Here is a 23,262-nt window from a genome sequence, read left to right on the forward strand (position 1 = left end):
CAATAGATTTTAAAGATACATTGTCTATTGGAGCCATTCACAGATTTTAAAATGGAGGATGGCGAACATGTTGTTATGCAATTGTCCCTTCCAATTTATCGATAATCAGACGGTCTATGCTTTTTATTTTAAGCAGTGGCGACTCTACTTTTACGGCATTAGGGTGACTGTCGGTAGATACTACACACTCAAATAATCCACTTTTTTGCAAACGTTCCATGGCATTATTTGGAAAAATACCGTGAGTCGTAATCGCCGATATTTTAGTAGCGCCCGCATCTTTATACGCCTGTGCAGCGTTAATCAACGACCCACCTGTACGAATCATATCATCATAAATCACCACATTTTTTCCTTTTACATCGGCATTTATTCCCGTGATCTGGGTGTTTTCGGCACTAATGCGTCGCTTAAACACAAAAGCCGCAAAAATGCCCATATCGTTTGCCAGCGACTCTACCCATTTGGCTCTGCCCGTATCGGTACAAGCCAAAATAAAGTCTTCTCCTCCCAGCTCGCGGGCGGCCTCTATTACCAGGTCTTTACAGTAAATATGCACCGGGCGAATATTGCCTTCGAAATAGTGCTGCAAACCCGAAGTATGTAAGTCGAACAATAATACCTGATTGCCCCTTCCAGTAATAGGAATGGCTGACAATAGCCGGGCACGACTTTTACCTGTCACCACTTCGCCAGGTTTTACAGCCCGCTCCATCGTAGAGTAACCAAAATAAGGGATCACTAAAGTAAGCGTTTTTCCCCCATACTTTTCTATAGCACAGGCCATGTCAAACAACTCAAGAGTGTCTGAGTCGGCAATGGTCCCTCCTACTATCACTACATCTTTTCCGTTTACATCTGACAAAATCCGTTGGTATCGTTCGCCATCAGGAAAAAATCGCACTTCGGTTGCTCCATCTTCATAGCTACTGTCCAACGCCAATAGTTTGGTCTTTAAATAGGCATAATTTTGAGTACTGAATATAATCTTCATATATTTTAATTTTGTGGCTGATTTTTCTTCAAATCATCCTCGTTTTTATCACATAAATATCTGACAACCGGCACTTTAGCTAGTACTACATACTATAGGGTACCCAGCTGAGTTTTAAATTAGAAAGATTTTATTTGGAATCCAAAGAACCGATCCGTCACCAGAGATTTTACGTTTATTAGGCGCAATAAAATTGAAATTATTTGCAAATTGCGTTTTCATCTATGGCTACAAAAACGAGGAGGAATTTTTGACAACTTCACACACTTGACCTAAATCATTCGTACTGGCTGTAGCTGAACACTTAAATAAAAATTACTGATGCCCATAATTCAATCTTCGTCTTACAAAGCACCTGCCTGGTTGCCCAACCGTCACTGGCAAACCATCTACCCCAACGTATTCAGAACAGTAAAAGGAGTAAACTACCAACGAGAACGGATTCAAACTCCTGACGATGATTTTTTAGACTTGGACTGGTCAAAAACAGGCGATAAGCACACCACACGCTCACTTGTAATACTCTCGCATGGGCTCGAAGGAGCCGCCAACCGAACCTATATGCTGGGCATGGCCAAGGCATTTAACGCCCAGGGGTGGGATGCGCTCGCCTGGAACCTACGTGGCTGTAGTGGGGAGCCTAACCGTACCGTTAAACTATATCATCACGGTATTACCGAAGACCTTGACACTGTACTAAAGCATGTATTTGCTCGCTATTCTTACGAAAAAATAGTATTGGTAGGCTTCAGCCTGGGGGGTAACCTTAACCTGAAGTACTTGGGTGAGCAAGGCAAAAACCTTGATTCACGCATTGTAAAGTCGGTGAGTTTTTCTACCCCTTGCGACTTGGGCAGTAGCGCACCCCTGCTCGAAAATCGCAATAACTGGATATACCAACAACATTTTAAAAAAAAATTGGTGCAAAAAATAAAAACCAAGAGTAAACTATTTCCCAAAGAATTACCACTCGAATTATTAAAAAAAGTAGATTCTTTGCTCGATTTTATAGATATTTATCTGGCACCTATCCACAACTTCAAAAATGCTGAGGATTATTTCAACCAAGTAAGTGCCTGCTTTTTTCTTGATAAGATTCAAATCCCATCGTTGATCGTCAATGCCGTTAACGATTCGTTTCTTTCGCCAGAATGCTCGCCCATAGCGCAGGCACAAAATCACCCTTATGTTTTTGTAGAAAACCCAACTACAGGAGGACATTGTGGGTTTCCGATGGCAGATAAACAAGGATTGTATTGGTCAGAAAAAAGAGCTTTGGAATTTGTCAGTTAGGGAGTAACCAGTAAATAAAGTACTCATTTTTGGGTAGAGGCTTTGCTCTAAGGCAAGGCAAATTTTGCGAGCATAGCCGTAGCTATGGTCAAAAAATTTAACAAAGCATGAGGGTGAAGCATCACCCATCAAATGCATATACTTTTTATTGGTTGCTCCCTTAATCGCCAGCAATGCCCAGATGGGGTGATAATGTGTGGTTACGATTCAATAGCATGGTTAGAAATAATCGTCAGGCAATTGAGATATGAAAAGAGACAGAAAATTTTGGTACTCGTTTTTTAATGAACTAGGGTTTATGATTATGCCCTATGCTTATCGTTATCAAAGCAATTCTCCGCTCAACTGTGAGCTGAGAAAAATTGGTGAACCAGTCATATATCCTGAAAGTGAGGAATTTAAGATTGTAAAGTCTGATACAGGGTATTTTTTTTACCAATTAGATGAAGTAATGCTTCATAAGGCGCTTGATACGATGCGCTATGCAGATTTTTTAATCCGACGTAGACTTAAAAAGAAGCGGATTCCGATGAAAATTCGCCCACAAAAAAGCAAAAATATTGCACGTATAGCCCAACACCCCTTATTGAATGGATTTGATCCTAAGGAGTTTTTTGCCATGATTACAAAAATCACCAATGAACTGGATCCCTTGGGGCTTCAGGGTAACGCCAACTATTTTGGCGATTATGATAGTTATGGTTTTTTTATGCTTGACATTGAAAAACTGTGAAAAACCTGCCCCCGCTTTTTGGGGGCTTTTACTTTTTAAATAATCGAATGCCTGTTATTTCAGAATCTTCTTATCGTTCGCCTTTTTGGTTACCCAATAGGCACTTACAAACCATTTATCCCAATATACTGCGCCGGATTGAAGGCGTACATTACCAAAGAGAACGAATTGACACTCCAGACGGTGACTTTCTTGACCTTGACTGGTGCAAATCGCCCTCTGGTCAACATCGTTTGGTCATTATGTCGCACGGTCTGGAAGGCGACACTCACCGTACTTATATGAAAGGAATGGTGCGGGCTTTTCGCCAACAAAACTGGGATGTGTTGACCTGGAACTATCGGGGCTGCAGTGGAGAAAACAATCGCTTGATCAAGGCTTACCATAGTGGGGCTACTTATGATTTGGCAACAGTAGTGCAACACGCGCTTTCGCTCGATGTATACCAAGAAGTGGTCATGGTGGGGTTTAGCCTGGGGGGTAACCTTACCCTCAAATACCTGGGTGAACAAGGGACTCAATTGTCAAAACTGATCACCAAATCGGTGATTTTTTCGGCTCCCGTAGATTTGGCGGCTTGTGCCGATGAGATAAGCAAGCCTCATAACTTTATTTATGCCAAGCGCTTTTTGCGTACCCTTAAACAAAAACTTAAGGCGAAGATTGAACGATACCCTGATGCCTTTGCACCAGATATAATGCAACAAATCAAAACGTTGCGTGATTTTGACAATTTATATACAGCACCTGTGCATGGGTTTGAAAACGCACAAGACTACTACAAACAATGTAGTGCCCGTTATTTTTTAGATACGATTGCTATTCCCACCTTGATTGTAAATGCTCAAAATGACAGTTTTTTGGCACCTACATGCTACCCAAAAACACAGGTTGAAAAGCTAGACCAGGTTTTTTTAGAAATTCCCCGAAAGGGTGGGCATTGTGGTTTTGCCCCGGCAAAACAACGCGATTTGTATTGGTCTGAGCAACGCGCGCTTGAGTTTGTACAAAGGTAAACCATTTCTATAGCCATAAAGCCTGCTACTAAACTTGTCAGAGCAGGCCTTGAATTATTGATTTTATAAACTATTGAAAATTAGCGTTCTATAAATCCTCCGGCTCCTTGCAAAACAAGATAAAAACCCCAAGAACCAAGTTCCCAGCGCTTTATAAACAAGCCGTGCGGCCTCCATCTACTGGCACATTAATACCATTGATGTAGCCTGCCGCTGGACTCGCCAAAAATACAATGGCGTTGGCCACTTCTTCGGCTTCGGCAAAACGACGGGCAGGAACCCCTGCTTTCATTATTTCTTCTATTTCTTCATTGCTTTTTTTCAGTTTTTGAGCACGATTTTCTACTATTTGCTCCAGGCGGGCTGTTTTGGTAAAACCTGGCAATACATTGTTTACTGTAATGCCATATTGTCCCAACTCGTTGGCCAATGTTTTAGACCAGTTGGCTACCGCACCTCTCACCGTATTTGATACCCCCAGGCCATTGATGGGTTGTTTTACTGAAGTAGAAATCACATTCACAATTCGCCCAAAGCCCTCTTTGCGCATCCCCTCCATAAGCCCTTGCACTAATATATGGTTACATACCAAGTGCATGTCTATAGCGCTCTTAAACTCTTCTATTTCAGCGTTGGCGATGGGTCCACCCGGAGGTCCTCCCGTGTTATTAATCAGTATGTGAATGGCTTGTGGTGTATCAGACAAATAAGCGTCTATTTTTTCGCGTAAAGAGTCAGGTTCCGAAAAATCAACCAAAATATAATCGTGTACCTGCCCAGCCGACGTATCCAACTCTTCGAGCACATGTTTCAAACGGGTTTCGTTTCTTGCCAACAAAGTAACTCTTGCTCCTAGTTGTGCCAATGCTATAGCACTGGCTTTGCCTATACCTTGGGTACTCCCAGCCACAAAAGCGTTCTTTCCCTGTAGATTTAAATCCATAAATTCTTCATTATTTAATGACTCACTGCCCCAATGTGGGGGTTCATCAATCATCAAATTTAATCAATCTCTCTTAACTTTAAGCAACTAACCCTGCCAAAATCATTTATCCTATTGGCATAAATCCTTGATTAGTTGTGCCAGTCAAGCAAAATAGGTTTTGTATCGAATATTACCAGGCTGGTACGAGTTTGGCAGAAAATCATTAATTTGCACTTTGAACACTAAAATTTTAGTAATATGAATACCCCTGAGTCGTTTGACTTTACACCTGAAATGATCGAAATTCCTGAGATTTTTCGTTCTTCTCTTGACAAAAAGCCTTTTGAAAAATGTATTTCCTGCGAAACCTACCTTCTGGATGAAGGTGTAACCTATTTTATTGAAAAGTCGGTGCGCAACTATAAAGACCATGGGGTAACCGATACCGTTTTTGAGTACGCTATGTGTATCGACTGTATGGAGCGCATGCGGCAGGCAGTATCTACCGAGTCGTTGCAGCGTATGGAAGAGTATTTCTTGTCGCAGGTAAACCCACTAGAGCGCCAATTGCTTATGCTCAACAACGAAGAGACATTGAACATAGAGCCTTGGATAGAAAACTGTATTGTAAAAGGCACCCCAAAAACCGAACTCGACGAGTATCAATTGCATTGCCAATGTTTTGGAAAACAGATGGTGTTTACTTACATGCCTTATATGATTGGTGGAGAAGCTATGGAAGAAATGGCGGAGTTACTTTCGGCAAAATCGCGCGGGGAAATTGACAATTTTATGGATGATAATTTTGGTTTGCCACCTGAGCTTAAGAAAGAATTGGGAGATTTTAAGTATGTATTAATTTAGACTTTAATACTGTTGGGTATTTTGATGGTTTATCAAGATCCCCAACAGTATATCATCCAAAACAGTGTATATTTTACAAAGGTTAGTGACTAAAAGCAGCTCCTCGCTCAATGCTAATTTCTATTCTCTCTTGCTTTTTTACACTACTGTTTTTAAACACCTTCTTACGGTTGGTAGTGCCATTTTCAGCACAATCTTTTATATACCTAATGGCATCTTGATAAGCCCTGTCTCTGTTTTTCTGTTGTTCTCGGCTCAACTGCCCCCAAAGCCTTTTTAACTGATCTAACGCGTCTTTTTTGTTGACAATATGCTTAGAAACTTTTTTCCAGGTTTTGTTTCCAGTGAAGTCATCACCCATAATCCGGATAATCACCACATGCCTGTCATTAGAAAAAGCACCCCCTTTTAAAAGTTCAAAGTCAACCCTGGCTTCTGAACCTTTGAACCCATCAGCTTTAAAAGACTTACTGGTTTTGCTGCCCGAAGTACTTACGCCGTTTTTGGGTGCTCTTGAGATAAAGTTTTGAGCCTTTTTGTAAGCACTCTCTACTTTTTTGCGATCACTACTGGGCACCGACTGATAAAGCCTCTTGAGCAAATCCATTGCTTCGCGTTTGGTAATAATTTTTCGTTCACCCCAAGAAACTTCTTTACCAGAGGCACCCACGGTAAGTTTGGTTCCTTGAATTTGCATTTTGACAGCATGCTGTCCCCATGCGCTAGACATGCCTATACTTAACAGGCAAATAAAAAGTATTGATTTCATTGTAATAAATGATTTAGTTAGAGTTTGCACAAAACTATCACATTTTCTACACAAAAAAAGGTTTTATTTATCCTAAAAACATAAAACTCTAAAGCAAAAAAACGAGATAGCAACAACAGCTCGTTTTTCTTTCCTAACCACCAAGCTTATATTTTGTCAAAACGTCGCTGTTGACAGAACCTCCCAAACTTAACTCGCAGGATGTATAAACTCATTTGTGCTAGATTTGACGCATCTAATCCGAAAAGTCATTATAAAACCTCCTATAAACGACCGCTTTAACCGCAGGAGGCTTGCCTCTGTGAAGCTAGATAAACACTAATTTTTTTGATGTAAAGCAAAAGCTCGAATATCATCTAATACCCCTGGAACAAAGGCATGCCCTCCCCAAAGCCAAAACTTCCACATGAAAATCGCATCTGGGCGTATTTTTTGAAAATGCCGATGTTTGAGTAAACTATGGGTCGCGTTGGCGTAAGTCTTCACGGCACATTGCTGAGGATGATATTTCATAAAAATGTTGCGGTAAACGCTCGCTGACTTTTGAAAATTGACATTCAAATCTTTATCACCAAACAACGCAAACACTGGGCATTGAAGGCGTTTAAGTCCTTCCGTTGCATCTGCTTGTATATTTTTTTGCGCAAAATAATAGCGTTCCTTGGTCATTAAACGAGGAGTAGTGCCTGCAGTAGCCTGCTTTTTACGCTCATAAGCTACATAAGCTTCATAGTTTTTTTTCTGAAGTAAGAATTGATGATCTGCTTTGTTTTGAGCCAAACCTTTCGCAATCTCATAGGTACTTTTCCCTTCTCTTTTCAACCTTTGGGTGGTCAAATAGTTACTTTGTTGCCTCCAGTTGACTGCCCCTGAGACTATGATCATAAAACTGAGCTGAGCCTTTGAATGATGATTTAACAAAGGAAGCACCCAGCCTCCCTGACTAAAACCAATCACCCCAATTTTTGAAAATCGCCACTTTTGGCTGGTACGTACATACTTTAGCGCATCTCTTACTTCTTGGGCTCGTGCTTCCATATCTTGCGATAGCCAGTTTCCTTGCGAAGCCCCTACTCCTTTCTTATCCCAAGCCAGGGTAGCCACCCCTTTTGCCGCCAAATGTCTCCAGATAGGTTCGTAATATCCGTGGGCGTTGGCAGGCAAGGCACCATCTCCGTGTACAAAGATCAACAGCGTAAGCGAGTCTTTTGGTAGATTTTCAGGCACATTGAGCACTCCCGATAAAGTATCTTGATTACTCAAAAAACGTATTGGATAAGCCGTATAATTGTCTGCTGGTAGCCAGATAAAAAATGCCAGCAACAGTAAAAACAGCCATAACAACGATTTTTTTACGATTTTTTTCATGGGCATTTCTAAAACTTGATACCTATTTCCAGTTCAAAGCCCCAATTGGTGCTAAAAACACGCGAAGTTTGTAATTGCTGAAAAATACTCCCTCCTACCACTATCCCCAGTGAACTCTTAGGTATGTACATAAGCCCCTGCTTAGAACCAACCCCGATTAAAAAGTTGTGCGACCTTTTTTCTTGTCTGTCTCTTAAAACTTCTAATCCTACTGGTACATTTAAAGCTACGTTTGCATACAGGTTTGAAAATAACTTGATGTATACTTGAGTTCCAAAGCCCAAGGTGTAGGCATCTATTACCCGATACTCTGCCCCCTTGATGGTAGTTTCCTTGACTTGAGATTGTCCCAATGAAAACATAAAAGGTACAATGACTTCTTCTCTATCAGAAAAACCTACATAGCTCACCCGCCAACCTTGAGTATGCAGCCCTGCGCTTCTTTTAAAGGTGAGCAGGTTATGCCATTGCCCCAACGGTTTATTTTTGGTAATGGTCAACCTGCTCACTGCCGAAGATTCACTTAACACTTTAGGGCTCACATACTCAGCGGTGAGCCGTTTGGCTTTTCTTTCTTCGGCAAACTTTTTTAAACAATGCTCCAACAAGCCTCTGATGCTTTTCTCTTGTGAATCTGCAATGTCAGATTGGGCTGAAGTAGCAAAAACTTTATCTTCGTAATGTTCTATAGAGTAGATTTTTTTTAGTTTAGCTTGCTCTTTTTCATAAAACGCCAGCTTTATCTCAGCCCTGGCAGTTATTTCCGAACTAGACGTTTGCTCCTCTTTTACCTGTAAATAAAGTACTTGGAGTATAATGGGTGTTGCCTGTGGCGTAGGTACAATTGACTGATTAATAAACACTTGAATAGCCTTAGGTACTTCAGGCTTTAGCTTGATGGCCACTTTTTCTTCCAAAACATCTTTGGTGTAGCCAATATTTTGCTGGTCTTTACGGCTATCTATTACCTTTTTTATATAAAAAGAGGGGGAAACAATGTAAAACCGGGCTGGTTTTAAGGTGATTTGGACTTGGGCAGTTGCAAACTGGGCGAGCAGCAAACAAGCCAATAAAATTATGCTTTGATATTTCATACAGGTGTGTGTTAAGTAGCTACAAGCGCTTAGTTTCAAGTAGCAAGTGTTATAAGAATAAAACATAGTATCCATCAGAGAGCAGCGACATCAACTGATTGGCTATTTGTTCAAAGATAGGAGGATTTGAGGTGAGGGCGGTGGTTCAAAATGGACAATATTTGTTGGGGAATTATGTATCAATAGTCCACAGCCCCGACAGGGGCAAGCTTCAAGCGACAAGTCGCAAGTCCTTAGATACCGATGTATATCGGTGCTCACCGAAGGTAATCAGTAATCAACTCTGACTAAAATCACTGCGGAGTATTGATGTATATAATGAAGGGTTTAAAAACCTGTTTGGAAGAGTGACTAAACCTACCATTTATATCACCACATATTCCTTACAAAATACAATGTTTGTCAAAGCCTTTTAAAGACTGTTTCTGAATTAGCGAAATTACGCTGGAATACCCCTCTGGTTTATTTTGAATACAGGCAGTATTTCCTATTTTTGTCTATAAGTTTACAGCCACTGGCTGGTATTTGATTTCGACTACAATATATAAACAAATTCTAATTATGGCTTTTGATATAGATATGATAAAAGCGGTGTATGCTCAAATAACTGAGCGTGTAGAAGCCGCCCGAAAAATTGTAAACCACCCCCTTACGCTATCAGAAAAAATATTATACGCCCACCTTTGGGATGGCAACCCCACTAAAGCATTTACCCGTGGTAAAGACTACGTAGATTTTGCCCCTGACCGTATTGCTTGCCAGGATGCTACTGCACAAATGGCTTTGTTGCAATTTATGCAAGCCGGAAAACCAAAAGTAGCTGTGCCTACTACTGTACACTGTGACCACTTGATTCAAGCAAAAATAGGTGCTGACAAAGACTTGCAAGAAGCCTTGAACACTAGTAACGAGGTTTTCAACTTTTTGGGGTCTGTGTCTAATAAATATGGCATTGGTTTCTGGAAACCAGGAGCTGGTATTATTCACCAGGTAGTGCTCGAAAACTATGCTTTTCCTGGTGGAATGATGATTGGTACTGACTCTCATACTGTAAACGCTGGTGGCTTGGGTATGGTAGCCGTTGGTGTAGGTGGTGCCGATGCTGTAGATGTAATGGCAGGTATGCCTTGGGAACTTAAATTCCCTAAGTTGATTGGAGTAAAACTTACCGGAAAACTTTCTGGCTGGAGCTCTCCTAAGGATGTAATTTTAAAAGTAGCAGGCATACTTACTGTAAAAGGAGGAACCGGAGCTATTGTTGAATATTTTGGCGAAGGTGCCAAGTCAATGTCTTGTACTGGTAAAGGTACCATTTGTAACATGGGAGCAGAAATAGGCGCTACTACTTCTACTTTTGGTTACGACGAGTCTATGGAACGCTACCTGCGTGCTACCGAACGTAATGATGTAGCCGATGCTGCCAACAAGGTAAAAGAACACTTGACAGGAGACGACGAAGTATATGCCAACCCTGAAAAATATTTCGATCAAGTAATTGAGATCAACCTTTCTGAGCTTAAGCCTCACTTAAATGGGCCTTTTACTCCTGACCTTGCCACACCAGTAGGCGAAATGACCGAAAAAGCCAAAGCCAATGACTGGCCTATGGACGTAGAGTGGGGATTGATTGGTTCTTGTACCAACTCATCTTACGAAGATTTATCAAGAGCGGCTTCTGTAGCCCAACAAGCCGTAGACAAGGGCTTAGTCACCAAAGCAGAGTTTGGTATCAACCCTGGGTCTGAGCAAGTACGTTTTACAGCAGAGCGCGATGGTTTATTAGAAGTGTTTGAAAAACTACAGGCACGTATCTTTACCAATGCTTGTGGTCCTTGTATTGGACAATGGGCAAGAGCAGGTGCTGACAAACAAGAGAAAAACACCATTGTTCACTCGTTTAACCGTAACTTCTCTAAACGTGCCGATGGTAACCCCAACACCCACGCGTTTGTAAGTTCACCTGAAATGGTAGCCGCCATTGCTATCTCTGGTCGCTTAGACTTTAACCCTATCACTGATAAGCTGATCAATGATAAAGGTGAAGAAGTAATGCTGGAAGAACCCACTGGTCTGGAATTGCCTCCAAAGGGCTTTGATGTAGAAGATGCAGGTTATGTAGCTCCTCCATCCGATGGATCAAACGTAGAGGTGGTAGTTGCTCCTGACTCTAAACGCTTGCAGCTATTGACTCCTTTTGAGCCTTGGGATGGTAAGAATATTACTGGTGCCAAGTTATTGATCAAAGCCTTTGGTAAATGTACTACTGACCATATTTCTATGGCTGGTCCTTGGTTGCGTTACCGTGGTCACCTCGACAATATCTCTGATAACTGTTTGATTGGTGCAGTAAATGCTTTTAATAAAGAAACCAATAAGGTGAAAAACCAGGTTACGGGCGAATATGGCGAAGTACCTGCTACCCAACGTGTTTATAAAGCTGAGGGCGTTCCTACCATAGTAGTGGGTGACCACAACTATGGCGAAGGTTCTTCACGCGAGCACGCTGCTATGGAACCTCGTCATCTGGGGGTAAAAGTAGTATTGGTAAAATCGTTTGCCCGTATTCACGAAACTAACCTTAAAAAACAAGGGATGCTGGGTATTACGTTTGCCAACGAAAATGACTACGACTTGATTCAGGAAGATGATACATTTAACTTTATTGACTTAGAAAATTTTGCCCCTGACAAGCCCTTAACCGTGGAAATAGTACACGCAGATGGTAGCAAAGATACCATCAAAACCAACCATACCTACAACCAGGCACAAATTGAATGGTTTAAGGCTGGGTCGGCGTTGAACCTTATCAAGGCTCAAAATAAGTCATAAATAATTTTTGCCAAAACCAGCACCAACGGCTGGTTTTTGGCCTTAATGATACACTTGTGCCTGTTAATAAAATGAGTTGGTTGTGTCATTCTAAAAGGGAAAAACAAGTCTTTTTAATAACAAAGACAGCATTTTAAAACAAGCGCTTATATTATACAGAAGGTTGGCTATATCAGTCAATCTTCTTTTTTTGCTCCCATCCTTGACCTACCTTCCCATGTTTTTCGTAAATAATAAATACAACTTTACCCTGTTTTTTAACCAATTATATCCTCCATTATGGTTTACCGTGATAACAAATTTATTCGTATAGAGCTTGATCAAGACAATAAAATAGCTTTGGTCAAGTCAAAATCATTTATCAATGACAAAGAATATCAAAGAAGTTGGTACGCGCTGGCAGATTTACTACTTGAACATCAGATCAACAAACTATTGATCAATGATCAGGATACAAAGGTTGTTTCTCTGAAAAGCGTTGAGTGGCTCATGCAAAACATATTGCCTAAGCTACTAGCCAGCATGAACAACCTCACTGCTGCACTTGTTCCGCCTGAAGATATTTTCTATCAGGTATCTATCCAAAACCTACAAGGCCAAATAGACAACCAACCTAATTTTTCAGACAAAATTACTGTCAAATGGTTTGAGCAACCCGATGAGGCATTGGAGTGGCTCAAGAGTAGTTAAGGAATGATTCCAAAGCAAGATAATGGCATAAAAAAAACCTGAGTTCAATAAACTCAGGTTTTTTTGTGGTATTCACAACTTGAAGTTAGGTTTTGGCTAGCTGGTTTGGATTCCCCATACAAATATGCCCCAACAACAGGGCAATTTGTGCTTTTGATATGTTAGTGCTTATGCAAAAAATAGTTACAAAATAGTTTGGTTGTAAAAAAGGCAGGAATATCTACCCTGCCAGGTTTTTAGTGTTCAGTGTTAGTGTATATTTTTAAGTCCAGGGTGATGAATTCTGAATCTCACTCATAATGGTTGCATATACTTTTATTTCATTACGTAGCTCTGCATTTTCGGCTTTTAGAGTTCCTAACTCTTCTTCGAGGCAGGTCATTCTATTTTTGAGTTCTATTTTTAACTGAGTCATTTCTTGCTTGAGCGAAGCCGCAGTAGAATGCCCTGTGCTTTTTTTGCGCTTTTTGGGAGTTTTAGAGGTGTTGATCTCCCAAATAAATTCAGATGCTAAATTGTTCATATTGTAGAATAAAAATTAGTGTTCAAAAAGTATGAAAGAAAATTGTTGGGTCAATTTGTACTTATTCTTGTTTAGCTGGCTTTTTTGTATTTTTTTGTGTTTTCTTATCTAGACTTTCTATAAGACTTACAACTTTATTGAGTCTCTTCACGGACTTTTGATAACGTGTTTGCATTTTTGTATTGAGTAAATAATATTCTATATATTTGTTAACAAGAGTTTCTTTTGCTTATTATTTAAACAAATATACTACAATCCAGGAACAAAAAGCACTTCACCTTGCTATTTTAATGAGCAAATTAAACAAAAAAAATATTTTTAATTTAACTCATACAGGTAGTCAAAACGGTGTTGGGAGATAGGGAGATGGGGAAATAAATTTACTTGAAAAAATATTCTTATTTAGGGATCAAGTGCACTAGCACACTCAAATATGGTGATATAGTTGGGCTTATGGCAGTAAGCTATAGGTTTGACCAAGCTACTCGTCCCCTAAAGCAAACCCTGCGCTCATACATAAGATAATGAACGCAGGGTGATGTTTATTTTATAAAAAAAGAGAAAGTACTTACAGGTTGATCTCCTCGTCTATATCTACCGAAGTATCTTCAAGGTTGAGGTCTAACATAAACTCTTTGATGGCCTGGGTTCCTTGTCTGATAATTTCTTTGGGTACATTATTAATTTTAGGATACTGAATCTGTTTAAAATATCGTTCAGATGCTTGACTTGGTTCACGCATACCATATACCAAAGCCCGTCCTATTTTCATATCATTCATCATTACTTTAGCTTCTTCGTCTTCTATGTTCAATGCCATAGACTGCAACGAAGAGGAAGTAATCACCTCAGGAATGCTCTTTATAGGGTTACACAAAAGGTTCATTTTTTCAATTTTTGGTAACTTAAGCAATGCTTCTGGTATTTCGCTTATCTCGTTATACATCAGGTAAAGCTCTTTCAGTTCCTTTAGATTCGCTATTTCTTCAGGAATAGCCGTAAGCAAATTAAAGTTGGCGTACAGCTCTTCAAGTTTACTTAGTTGAAATACACTTGCAGGAATTTCGGCAAAGTCGTTTCCTGAAATATCCAGAGAATGAAGTTCAGTAAAAATACTCATGTCTTCTGGAAAAGATTCAAGCAGATTGCCCGCCAACGAAAGGTTTTCCAAAGCCGTCATTTTCATTACCTGCTCAGGTACTTCTGTAAACAAGTTACGGGTAAGCCCTAATATTTTTAGATGGGGTAGCTCCAGCAATGCATCAGGCAAGGTGGTAAGCTGGGCAAACCCTAAATGAAACTCTTTGAGGTTTTTAAGAGACTTTATCTCATCTGGGATAATTTCAATTGTGCAGTTTTCCTCAAAACTACCGCCCACTCTTAGTACTTCTAATTGTTCTAAGGCAAAAACTTCTTCAGGGAACTCAGTAAGTTCCGGGTGCCAATATAAGTATAGCTCTTTTGACTGTTCTTCCTGGGCTTTCTCTATTTTCTTTAGAATATTTCCTGGTGTATTGCTCATTTGTCTATTGTGTGGTTAAAGAAGGGAACATTTTTTTAGTGATACGATCATACTAAAAAAAATCCCCAACCGCCAAATTGATTGTTATATATTGATTCGCAAAAAAATTATTTTATCGTACAAAGTGTTATCAACTTCATAGCCAATTTTATTCCAAGCAAAGAATGAATACTGACTAATGGTTATAACTCAAGGAATAAAATTAAGTGTTCAAAGTAATAACAACAATAATATTCTCCTATACTTTCTATTTTTCCTGTTTTTTTATCCCAAACTACTTATTCTCCTGCAATTTTTGCCGTTCTATGCCTTCAGCTACCCTTCGAAGCCGCAAAAGTCTTAACCCATTTTGAGCTTCAACAGATTCGGCATATTCCGGAATATTTTCCAAGACCTCGTTTGGGTTTTGGTATTTGTTAGTACCCACCAATACATCTTTGCCTGTCTCAGCATTGGCAATTCGTTCACTGGCTACCTTTTCTATTTCGGTTTGAATAAAGCCTTCTTTGAAAGCTTTCATAAACCCACCTCGTTGTTCGGTTTGCTGAAAAAGTGCCCAACTTTGCTTTGCCAGGCTCTGAGTCAGATTTTCTATATAATAAGCTCCTGAAGCAACATCTATTACCTTGTCAAGATAAGATTCTTCTTTGAGCAAAGTAGATACATTGCGGGCTATGCGACGGGCAAACTCGTCGGGTTCAGTAAAAAAATCATTATAAGGCAATACGCTCAAAGCATCACTCCCTCCTATCACGGCTGACATAGCTTCGGTAGTACTACGCAACATATTCACGTACACGTCCGAAACAGTTTTGTTCCATACCGAGGTTTGAGCGTGTATACTCACAGGAAACTGAGCGGTGTCTACCTCATACCCTGTCAATATTTGTTTCCAAAGTATTCTCAAAGCCCTGAATTTAGCAATTTCCATAAAATAATTGCTACCTGTACCCATCGAAAACTCTACATTGCGTAATAAAAGAGGGAGATCGAGCCCCAGGTCAGTCAGCTGGTGGATATACTCTACAGCTGTAGCTATACCAAACGCAAGTTCTTGTACTGCATTGGCTCCAGCATTGTGCAGGTGATTGGTGTTAATGGTCAAAGCCTTGACCTTTGGACGGTGATGGGTATAGTGAATAAGTTCGGCAAGGTCTTCAAATACAGTATTGTGGTAATGCCCACTAATAGTCCAGTTGGCCAAAAAATCGTAGTCTATGGTTCCCTTCCACTGCGTATTGTCCATTTGCGAAATAAAAGGTTCAATGCGTCCATCAAAAGAAAAACCTACAGCATTTTTTTCGAGATCAATTCCCTGTAAAAGTACATCAAAATCTACCAGTGTAACATCTACACCAAACAAGTCAAAGTGTACTGCATCGGCTCCTTTTGCCAAAGCCTGCAACGCCAACTGATTGGCACTTTGGGCAAGCTGGGGAGCATCTTCTATGCGCAAGTCCTGATCATTGTCCACCCAGGGAAAGAAGTGAATAATTTCACGGTTTTGCCACTGGGCAGCATTGCCAAAGTCAGTAGCAGTAAGTGCATTATAGATTTGGTCTTCAGCTGTATAAAAAGGACTTTGTCGGATTCCTTCATAGGTAACAGAACCCAACGCCTGAAAGTCTTTATCCTTTAGTCTTTCAACTGCCTTTTCTATCCAGGCTGCTTTGTTGCTGGTTTCAAATTCCTGTAGTAATTTTTCGTGTGATTGCGTACTCATGAATGTATAAAGTCACTTTTGGTGTGATTTTCTGAACCTGTATTGTATTACCCTCTAAACGCAATAGAATACTAATATGCAAGCTAAAAATTATTTAGCAAATTTAAAATTTATCGGGCAAAGCACCTCTAGTCAAGCGTTCATTTTTTAATCTACACATCAATTATAGGTGATTGGAGTATATATAAACATAATTGCCCTTAAAACAGATACTCTATGTACAAACTACGTATTTTTTCCCTTATTGCTACCTTGGCACCTGTACTCAGTCATAGCCTTGTATTTTCTCAAAGTAAAAACGTACTGTTGGCACAAAAATACCAACTACGCTACCCCAACACCAAGGCAGTGGTGCTCCACTCTGACATCACCTATGAGTTTGGGTACAATGATAAAAACGCCCTGCCTTATATTACAGAAACCCGTCAAGAGACCTACCTGGCCTTGCGGGGAGGAGAAAAACTTCGACGATTTTCGTTTTATGACCAACATAGCAAAATAAAAGAAACCAAACGTTTTGGTACTAATAATCAAGCTACCTTAAGTCAAGAAGTTGTATGTGGCAATTATAATTCTAATGGCATTTTTTATTCTGATGCACAAGTATGCCAATACCCTTTTTCCCTGCGTACTATTGGAGATATTCAAGGGCTTTTGCTCAAAAAAACTTATAATGATCCCCGCTATTTCACCACCGTTTTTTTTAACGATGAACTTCCGGTCATTGCACAAACGGTGACATTCAAAGTGCCTCAATGGATGGATGTAACACTCAAACCGTTTAATTTTATGGGGTTTGACATACAGCACAAAAAGGTAATAAAAACAGATGGTAACACCCACCATATTTTTAGCATGCGGCAACTACCTGCTATAGAAAGCTACGACGATGTGCCAGGTAAAACCCATACTTACCCCCATGTATTGGTGCTATCAAAGGGGTTTACACAAAACGGGAAAAAGGTGGCTTTGCTGGGGTCTATAGATGATTTGTACCAATGGTACCGCAAGGTAGCCAGACAAACAAACAACCAAACTGAAGCCTTGAAACCACTGGTAAACAGGTTGATTGCTGATAAAAAAACTAAAATAGAGCAAATCAAAGCTATTTTTTATTGGGTACAAGACAATATCCGGTACATTGCTTTTGAAGATGGCATGGCGGCTTTTAAACCCGAAAGTGCTCAAAAAGTATATCAGAAAAAGTACGGTGATTGTAAAGGAATGGCTAATCTTATGAAAACAATGCTCAAGCTTGCTGGCTTTGATGCACGCCTTACCTGGATTGGCACCAAACGCATTGTGTATGACTATACCCTACCCTCTATAGCAGTGGCCAACCACATGATTTGTACGCTCATGTTCAACAATCAAAAGTATTATCTGGACGCTACCGAAAAGTATGTGCCTTTTGGCAAGTATGCCGAGCGAATTCAAGGCAGACCAGTATTGATTGAAAATGGGGATACTTATTTACTGGAAAAAATACCAGTGGCCGTGCCGGGAGAAAACAAAATAAGCCTCACCCAAAACCTTGTAATAGAGGGTGAAAGCCTCAAAGGTAGTTGTCAACAGACGTATTATGGCGAACAAAAAAAACAATTATTATATTTTTTGAATCACACCCCCCAAAAGAAACCCCAGGAGTTGATTCGGTTTATTGTAGACCTCGACAGTAAGAATTGCTTTGCCGATAGTATTAGATTTAGCCACCTTCAGAAACGAGCGGGTGCTTTTGTCATCAATTATAAGGTAAAGCTGGACAATATGGTGGCCAGGTTTGACAATGAGCTATACATAGACCTTGATTTTTATAAAGATTTTAAAGCGCACAAAATTGCTAAAAAGCGTTTCAGCAGCCTTGACCTCCAAGAAAAAGTGTTGCGTCAAACCAAAATTATACTCCAGCTGCCCAAAGGTTATCGGGTAAAGCACCTCCCTACCCCACTTATTCAAACGCACCCAATGTTTGCGTTTAAAGTTCATTTTAAAACTGAGGGCAATCAGCTAATTTATACTAAAGAAATATCGACCCAAAATAGCCTGATCAAAAAAACAGATTTTGAAGCCTGGAATAAAGCAATTGATGCTTTGAACAAAATCTACAATGATCAGGTCATTTTAGTTAAAAAACAGTAGTTATACCAGACACTTGTTTAACTATCACTTGTTATCAAAGATGAATTATTTTCAGCCTCTTTTTTTTATTTTTACCTTGTGTCCAAACCAATCAATATACTACTCATGGATACCCAAAACATATTGCGTTTTTTGGCTGACCTTGCCCAAAACAACACCCGTGAATGGATGCAGGACAACAAAAAAGCATACCAACAAGCCAAGAAAGATTTTGAGGGGCTCACCAGTGAAGTCATAGACGAAATAGCGACTTTTGACCCCAATATAACTGGACTTACTGCTAAAGATTGTCTCTTTCGCCTTCATCGCGATGTTCGATTTAGTAAAGACAAAAGCCCTTATAAACTTAACTTTGGCGCATCTATTACCAAAGGTGGGCGCAAATCGCACTGGGCTGGGTATTATTTGCAAATACAGCCAGGAGGCGAATCGTTTATGGCAGGGGGCTGTTATATGCCTGCCTCCGAAAACCTGGCAAAAATACGCCAGGAGATTGATTATAATGCAGCAGCGTTTAGAAAATTGTTGGCAGCCGATGACTTTAAAAAATATTTTGGCACCTTATCGGGCGAACAAGTAAAAACTTCGCCAAAAGGCTACAAAAAAGATAACCCCAATATTGACCTACTGCGTCATAAGAGTTTTACAATGTGGCACAAAATAACGGATAAACAGGTGCAGAGCAAAAACTACAAAGCCTTGATTGTACAGGCTTTTGAAGCAATGAAACCAATCAACGACTTTTTGAATACCGCCATGGAGTAGTTGGGGCAGGCTGTTCAGGTTACAAAAGTACTCATAAAGCAAAAGGTGTGACTTCATGAATAGGTCACACCTTTTATATATTTTTATCACTGGTACATCACTCAGTCATTCTACCTTTAGAATACCAAGGTGTCCCAACATTTATGTATCACTGTTCCTTGCTACTGTTTGTTAAAACTGCACTAAAGACCTTAGCATACGCCTTTTACTCATGCGGTACACACGCTTCTTTAATAAATGAAGGATAATACCCGACAAAATCAACGAGCCACTGATAAACAAGGCTTCGCGGTGTACAGTAAAAGGTCTTGTTTTGGGCGAATCGTCCAAGGCAGGGTTGATCATATCCATAGCAAAATACCCAATGCCTGCCACTGGCAACAGTAAGCTGCCTGCGTATAAAAAACGACTTGGATTGCGCACAATAATTTTATCAATATTGGCAAAAGGTATGCTATTACCCAAAATAAACAACTCGTTTTCCCCTACTCCCAATATTTTGCCCTTATAACGGGCTCTGCCTCCCTTGAGGGTAAACTCTAATTCATTGCCTCTGTAAAATCTCACTCGTTTTACTTTACCAAGACGCCTATGAATGTCTAATGCCATATAACGTACCACAGGCTTATCTGCACTTTCTTTTTCAGCCTTACTGATACTTTTCTTGGTACTATCTTTTTTGGTTTCTACTTTTTGCTCTTGTGCGTTCAAGGTATGCACATACAAGCTCAATACAACGAAAAAACGGAGGGTGTAGATGATGTTCATAGGCATATAAGTTATGGGTGTGTGCAAGTAAACACGCTTAGGGTACAATATGTTATGAAAAAAGGCTATCTTTTTATCAGATAGCCCCTTTATATACGAATTACAAAACCTGAACGTTGCAACAAGTCAGTCTACATTGTCATTAATCATTCTTATCCTCTTCTGGAGTTTGCCCCATATTGCGGCGTACCAAAAACTGCTGTAGGGCAGTAACATAAGCATCTGACTGCTCCGACATTTTGACGGCTGCTTGGTAGCAACGTAAAGCATCGGTATAAAAGCCCTTGTCTTCAAAGAAAAAGGCTTCTGATAATTGAGCAGTTGCATTATGAGTGGATTTATTCGAGGATTTAAAAGCACTATAAGCTTTGTTAAATTTGGGGGCATCTTCTTCGTCTAAACGAAAAAGACCATATTTGTCTGACTGAATGCCGCGTTCTTTTGACGCAATAAATACCAGGCAATCAAGTGCCCCTTTAAGTTTGCCCTGACTAAAGTCTACCACAGTAGAAGTGTCCGTCAAAGTTTGAGTATATAACACCTCCTCTTCAAACCTGTCCATAATCTTCAACACATAATTTTTGGTTCCCACAAGTGCTTGCCAGGTAATGGTTACTTTGGGGTCATAAAAGTTAGAACGGTCGGGTAAGTATACACTGAATGCATTGAAGGTAGCTCGTTTTACCGATCCAGTCACATTCATGTATTTATAGCGATTGGCATTGATGTTTTCTTTGCCTTTTTTGGTAAGCTCTGATATGATATAGGTGGCATAACGGCTCGACAATGACTTGCGTTGTTCATCCAGTCTTTTTTCCAGGGTGGCTACCTTATACACCCCTGCTTTGCTTATTTGTACAGTACCGCCCGAACTATGCACCAAACTCAAATAACTGCGGGGAGCCACTTTGAGTTGATAACTGTTGCTCAATACTTGGCCTACGGATAATGTACTGTTTTTGCCTGCAATTGTACTGACGCCACTGCTTGCCAATACTCTGAACTTGCTTTGAGAGTAGCCAGTAAGTGCCAATGTCCCAAACACAATTGCTATAATATATTTTTTCATAATAAGATGGTAGGTATTCTTCAGGAGTAAAAAACTATGTAACAGCGTTCCTGAATGTTTATAAATAATAATTGTTTACCTTAATAACGACATTTATCAGATTAGGATGTGATTTTAAGTAAAACTATCAAGATCATAAGTCAAGCAGTTTGTTGTACTAAAGCAAAAAAAACCACCCCAAACAGGAGTGGTTTTGCATACAGATGATATATTTCAGTTATTTTACAACATATTTGGCATAGTCGCCAATGCCGTGACGAATCAAGAATTGATGATAAGCAGTAATGTAAGCTTCATCGTTGCCCGACATTTTCACAGCTTCTTTAAAACTATTCAAAGCGTCAATAAACAACTTGTGGTCTTCCATAATAAAAGCTTCTGACAGTTTATCCGCAGCATTCATTTTTCCACTGATGCTTTTCTTAAAAGAGCCATACGCTTTTTTGAAACTTGCTTCTACCTTTTTACTCATTTGCCCTATTTCGCAAGTACGTGATTTTACGGCTTGTTTGCGCTGTATGGGTGTTACACGTACCAAAAACCTTTGATCCTCGGCTTTGTATTCACTAAAATCAATGGTGATAGAAGTATCGGTAACTGTAGAGGTAGCCAACTCCTCGTTGAACAAGTTTTCTATGGTTACTTTATAGCTTTTGTTCATTGCCAATGGGTTCCACTTAACAGTGACTTTAGGATTGTCGTAGTTGTTAGATGAAGCCATAAATAAATTGATGATGTTGAAAGTCAAGTCTCGTTTTACCGACCCCGTCACATTCATGTATTTGTAACGGTTCTTATTGATGTTTTCTTTACCACCTTTGGTCAACTCACTGATAATATAAGTAGCATAACGCTTAGATACTGAAGCTTTGGTTTTTGCCAGCTTTTGCTCCAAACTAGAGATGCTATAGGTTCCCGCCTTGCTAATTTGCACGGTTCCACCAGATTTGTGTACCAAACTAAGGTAGCTTCGGGGCGATACGGTTACTCGGTTAGCAGATTTCAGCGAACCACCCACTCTTAGGTCTGCGCCTCCGGCCACTTTGCTTGTGCCACTACTTGCCAGCACTCTAAAAGCATACTGAGCCTGAGTTACGCTATAAGATAGAGTAAGCGCCAATCCAAAAAGTAAAATATGTCTAAATTTTTTCATAGCATTATAATGTAATTTCAATCTGTAAAAAGTTTAGTAATAAATAATATAAAATAAGCAGGAGGTTATTTTTGTTTGTATTTTTCATAATCTCCAATAGCGTGGCGAATCAAAAAATGATGGTAAGCTACTTTGTAAGCATTGTTACCTTTTGATAATTCTATTGCCTTCTCATAACACTTTAACGCTTTAGAAAACAATTCGTTTTCTTCGTAAAAAAAAGCCTCTTCCAGTACATCTGCTGCATTGTTGCTTGCTACCGGGTTTTCTTTCTTAAAATCAGCAAAAGCTTTTTTTACCGTTTGGTTATCGGCTGCCATAATCAGGCTATATCGCAATGAGGTAGCTTTGGGTCTTTCTTTTGACGTTATCTTCAATACACACATCTCTTGCCCTTTGTAAGGAGCCTTGTCAAAATCAATCACCAAACTGGTGTCTTTTACCTCCTGGGCGTATAGTTTTTCGTCAAACTCGTTCATCACCACTACATTGTATGTTGTAGTCCCTACAACTGGATACCAGTGAACGGTTGCTTTTTTGCTAATAAATTTATTGACCGAATTTTGTGGAGCAATGTTTAGCTTAAAAGGCGACTCTGCCCTATTTACCGATCCAGTCACGTTCATGTACTTGTAACGGTTTTTTTGAGGGTTTCTTACCCTGGCTTTAGTGAGTTCTTTTATTACATAGGTTGCATACTGCTGGGCAGCCGTTTTTTGCATTTTAGTCAGTTGTTCAAGCAGTGATTTTGCGGTGTACTCTCCTTTTTTACTAATCTGGACTGTTCCACCTTGCCTGTTTACCAAGCTCAAATAACTTTTTGGCTCTACCTTAATTTTTTGGTTCTGATAAATTTTTTGTCCCACTCGAAGCTGTTGAGAGTTATCAACCAATGAACTTTTTCCACTGCTTGCCAACACCCTAAACACATGTTTCTTGTTTTGAGCTTTTAGTGTATAAGGGATTATCGTTATTGTAAGCAAGCAAATTAAGCAATATCGTGTCATGAGTTATTTTTTGGTATT

At 39.8% G+C, this 23,262-nt stretch carries 20 protein-coding genes; 8 read left to right on the forward strand and 12 right to left on the reverse strand.

From position 1 onward, the window contains the following. Positions 1 to 73 precede the first annotated feature (73 nt). Positions 74 to 994, reverse strand: coding sequence for a ribose-phosphate diphosphokinase (gene prs / locus Q0954_RS22525; RefSeq protein WP_299460677.1), 921 nt, complete (start codon positions 992 to 994; stop codon positions 74 to 76). Positions 995 to 1,315: 321 nt separating this feature from the next. Between prs and Q0954_RS22530 the strand changes: the two genes are divergently transcribed. From Q0954_RS22530 to Q0954_RS22540, 3 genes are all read left to right on the forward strand, one after another. Further along, positions 1,316 to 2,287, forward strand: coding sequence for an alpha/beta fold hydrolase (locus Q0954_RS22530; RefSeq protein WP_299460679.1), 972 nt, complete (start codon positions 1,316 to 1,318; stop codon positions 2,285 to 2,287). Positions 2,288 to 2,534: 247 nt separating this feature from the next. Continuing rightward, positions 2,535 to 3,020, forward strand: a complete 486-nt coding sequence (locus tag Q0954_RS22535; RefSeq protein ID WP_299460681.1) for a hypothetical protein — start codon at positions 2,535 to 2,537, stop codon at positions 3,018 to 3,020. 47 nt (positions 3,021 to 3,067) lie between these two features. After that, the gene (locus Q0954_RS22540; protein ID WP_299460683.1) at positions 3,068 to 4,036 is read left to right on the forward strand and encodes an alpha/beta fold hydrolase; all 969 of its coding nucleotides are present in this window, start codon (positions 3,068 to 3,070) and stop codon (positions 4,034 to 4,036) included. A gap of 151 nt (positions 4,037 to 4,187) precedes the next feature. On the opposite strand, the gene Q0954_RS22545 is transcribed toward Q0954_RS22540, so the two are convergent. Beyond that, positions 4,188 to 4,979, reverse strand: a complete 792-nt coding sequence (locus tag Q0954_RS22545) for an SDR family oxidoreductase (protein WP_299460742.1) — start codon at positions 4,977 to 4,979, stop codon at positions 4,188 to 4,190. 240 nt (positions 4,980 to 5,219) lie between these two features. Between Q0954_RS22545 and Q0954_RS22550 the strand changes: the two genes are divergently transcribed. Continuing rightward, positions 5,220 to 5,825, forward strand: a complete 606-nt coding sequence (locus tag Q0954_RS22550) for a hypothetical protein (protein WP_299460685.1) — start codon at positions 5,220 to 5,222, stop codon at positions 5,823 to 5,825. 82 nt (positions 5,826 to 5,907) lie between these two features. Here the strand turns inward: Q0954_RS22550 and Q0954_RS22555 are convergent, their stop codons facing one another. The 3 genes from Q0954_RS22555 to Q0954_RS22565 form a co-directional block, all read right to left on the reverse strand. Further along, complete coding sequence (locus tag Q0954_RS22555) at positions 5,908 to 6,594, reverse strand: hypothetical protein (protein WP_299460687.1); 687 nt, start codon at positions 6,592 to 6,594, stop codon at positions 5,908 to 5,910. Positions 6,595 to 6,912: 318 nt separating this feature from the next. Beyond that, positions 6,913 to 7,962: an alpha/beta hydrolase gene (locus Q0954_RS22560; RefSeq protein ID WP_299460689.1), complete on the reverse strand. Its 1,050-nt coding sequence runs from the start codon at positions 7,960 to 7,962 to the stop codon at positions 6,913 to 6,915. Positions 7,963 to 7,970: 8 nt separating this feature from the next. After that, positions 7,971 to 9,056, reverse strand: a complete 1,086-nt coding sequence (locus Q0954_RS22565) for a hypothetical protein (RefSeq protein ID WP_299460691.1) — start codon at positions 9,054 to 9,056, stop codon at positions 7,971 to 7,973. Positions 9,057 to 9,617: 561 nt separating this feature from the next. Here Q0954_RS22565 and Q0954_RS22570 point away from each other — a divergent pair. Then, a complete protein-coding gene (locus Q0954_RS22570; RefSeq protein WP_299460693.1) occupies positions 9,618 to 11,885 on the forward strand; it encodes an aconitate hydratase in 2,268 nt (755 codons plus the stop codon). A 279-nt stretch (positions 11,886 to 12,164) separates the two neighbouring features. Continuing rightward, entirely contained in the window at positions 12,165 to 12,575 is a 411-nt protein-coding gene (locus tag Q0954_RS22575) for a hypothetical protein (protein ID WP_299460695.1), read from the forward strand. Positions 12,576 to 12,837: 262 nt separating this feature from the next. Here the strand turns inward: Q0954_RS22575 and Q0954_RS22580 are convergent, their stop codons facing one another. From Q0954_RS22580 to Q0954_RS22590, 3 genes are all read right to left on the reverse strand, one after another. Next, entirely contained in the window at positions 12,838 to 13,098 is a 261-nt protein-coding gene (locus Q0954_RS22580) for a hypothetical protein (RefSeq protein ID WP_299460697.1), read from the reverse strand. 568 nt (positions 13,099 to 13,666) lie between these two features. Then, positions 13,667 to 14,620: a leucine-rich repeat domain-containing protein gene (locus tag Q0954_RS22585; protein ID WP_299460699.1), complete on the reverse strand. Its 954-nt coding sequence runs from the start codon at positions 14,618 to 14,620 to the stop codon at positions 13,667 to 13,669. Between the two features lie 274 nt (positions 14,621 to 14,894). Then, entirely contained in the window at positions 14,895 to 16,343 is a 1,449-nt protein-coding gene (locus Q0954_RS22590; RefSeq protein WP_299460701.1) for a methylmalonyl-CoA mutase family protein, read from the reverse strand. A gap of 216 nt (positions 16,344 to 16,559) precedes the next feature. Here Q0954_RS22590 and Q0954_RS22595 point away from each other — a divergent pair, with 216 nt between their 5' ends. Continuing rightward, entirely contained in the window at positions 16,560 to 18,482 is a 1,923-nt protein-coding gene (locus Q0954_RS22595; protein ID WP_299460703.1) for a transglutaminase-like domain-containing protein, read from the forward strand. A 105-nt stretch (positions 18,483 to 18,587) separates the two neighbouring features. Further along, on the forward strand, positions 18,588 to 19,247 hold the full coding sequence (locus tag Q0954_RS22600) for a DUF2461 domain-containing protein (RefSeq protein WP_299460705.1): 660 nt from the start codon (positions 18,588 to 18,590) through the stop codon (positions 19,245 to 19,247). A 171-nt stretch (positions 19,248 to 19,418) separates the two neighbouring features. Here Q0954_RS22600 and Q0954_RS22605 read toward each other — a convergent pair whose 3' ends face one another. From Q0954_RS22605 to Q0954_RS22620, 4 genes are all read right to left on the reverse strand, one after another. After that, positions 19,419 to 20,015, reverse strand: coding sequence for a hypothetical protein (locus tag Q0954_RS22605; RefSeq protein ID WP_299460707.1), 597 nt, complete (start codon positions 20,013 to 20,015; stop codon positions 19,419 to 19,421). Between the two features lie 142 nt (positions 20,016 to 20,157). Beyond that, positions 20,158 to 21,084 (reverse strand): hypothetical protein, encoded by a 927-nt coding sequence (locus Q0954_RS22610; RefSeq protein WP_299460709.1) that lies wholly within the window; start codon positions 21,082 to 21,084, stop codon positions 20,158 to 20,160. A gap of 217 nt (positions 21,085 to 21,301) precedes the next feature. Beyond that, positions 21,302 to 22,237: a hypothetical protein gene (locus Q0954_RS22615; protein ID WP_299460711.1), complete on the reverse strand. Its 936-nt coding sequence runs from the start codon at positions 22,235 to 22,237 to the stop codon at positions 21,302 to 21,304. Positions 22,238 to 22,302: 65 nt separating this feature from the next. Continuing rightward, complete coding sequence (locus tag Q0954_RS22620) at positions 22,303 to 23,244, reverse strand: hypothetical protein (protein ID WP_299460713.1); 942 nt, start codon at positions 23,242 to 23,244, stop codon at positions 22,303 to 22,305. Positions 23,245 to 23,262 lie beyond the last annotated feature (18 nt).

This window comes from uncultured Microscilla sp., from assembly GCF_947493425.1.
GTDB lineage: Bacteria > Bacteroidota > Bacteroidia > Cytophagales > Microscillaceae > Microscilla.

Bases quoted from the DNA above. Each gene is read 5' to 3' on its own strand.
- prs (WP_299460677.1), bottom strand. From the start codon at position 994: ATGAAGATTATATTCAGTACTCAAAATTATGCCTATTTAAAGACCAAA.
- Q0954_RS22530 (WP_299460679.1), top strand. From the start codon at position 1,316: ATGCCCATAATTCAATCTTCGTCTTACAAAGCACCTGCCTGGTTGCCC.
- Q0954_RS22535 (WP_299460681.1), top strand. From the start codon at position 2,535: ATGAAAAGAGACAGAAAATTTTGGTACTCGTTTTTTAATGAACTAGGG.
- Q0954_RS22540 (WP_299460683.1), top strand. From the start codon at position 3,068: ATGCCTGTTATTTCAGAATCTTCTTATCGTTCGCCTTTTTGGTTACCC.
- Q0954_RS22545 (WP_299460742.1), bottom strand. From the start codon at position 4,979: ATGGATTTAAATCTACAGGGAAAGAACGCTTTTGTGGCTGGGAGTACC.
- Q0954_RS22550 (WP_299460685.1), top strand. From the start codon at position 5,220: ATGAATACCCCTGAGTCGTTTGACTTTACACCTGAAATGATCGAAATT.
- Q0954_RS22555 (WP_299460687.1), bottom strand. From the start codon at position 6,594: ATGAAATCAATACTTTTTATTTGCCTGTTAAGTATAGGCATGTCTAGC.
- Q0954_RS22560 (WP_299460689.1), bottom strand. From the start codon at position 7,962: ATGAAAAAAATCGTAAAAAAATCGTTGTTATGGCTGTTTTTACTGTTG.
- Q0954_RS22565 (WP_299460691.1), bottom strand. From the start codon at position 9,056: ATGAAATATCAAAGCATAATTTTATTGGCTTGTTTGCTGCTCGCCCAG.
- Q0954_RS22570 (WP_299460693.1), top strand. From the start codon at position 9,618: ATGGCTTTTGATATAGATATGATAAAAGCGGTGTATGCTCAAATAACT.
- Q0954_RS22575 (WP_299460695.1), top strand. From the start codon at position 12,165: ATGGTTTACCGTGATAACAAATTTATTCGTATAGAGCTTGATCAAGAC.
- Q0954_RS22580 (WP_299460697.1), bottom strand. From the start codon at position 13,098: ATGAACAATTTAGCATCTGAATTTATTTGGGAGATCAACACCTCTAAA.
- Q0954_RS22585 (WP_299460699.1), bottom strand. From the start codon at position 14,620: ATGAGCAATACACCAGGAAATATTCTAAAGAAAATAGAGAAAGCCCAG.
- Q0954_RS22590 (WP_299460701.1), bottom strand. From the start codon at position 16,343: ATGAGTACGCAATCACACGAAAAATTACTACAGGAATTTGAAACCAGC.
- Q0954_RS22595 (WP_299460703.1), top strand. From the start codon at position 16,560: ATGTACAAACTACGTATTTTTTCCCTTATTGCTACCTTGGCACCTGTA.
- Q0954_RS22600 (WP_299460705.1), top strand. From the start codon at position 18,588: ATGGATACCCAAAACATATTGCGTTTTTTGGCTGACCTTGCCCAAAAC.
- Q0954_RS22605 (WP_299460707.1), bottom strand. From the start codon at position 20,015: ATGAACATCATCTACACCCTCCGTTTTTTCGTTGTATTGAGCTTGTAT.
- Q0954_RS22610 (WP_299460709.1), bottom strand. From the start codon at position 21,084: ATGAAAAAATATATTATAGCAATTGTGTTTGGGACATTGGCACTTACT.
- Q0954_RS22615 (WP_299460711.1), bottom strand. From the start codon at position 22,237: ATGAAAAAATTTAGACATATTTTACTTTTTGGATTGGCGCTTACTCTA.
- Q0954_RS22620 (WP_299460713.1), bottom strand. From the start codon at position 23,244: ATGACACGATATTGCTTAATTTGCTTGCTTACAATAACGATAATCCCT.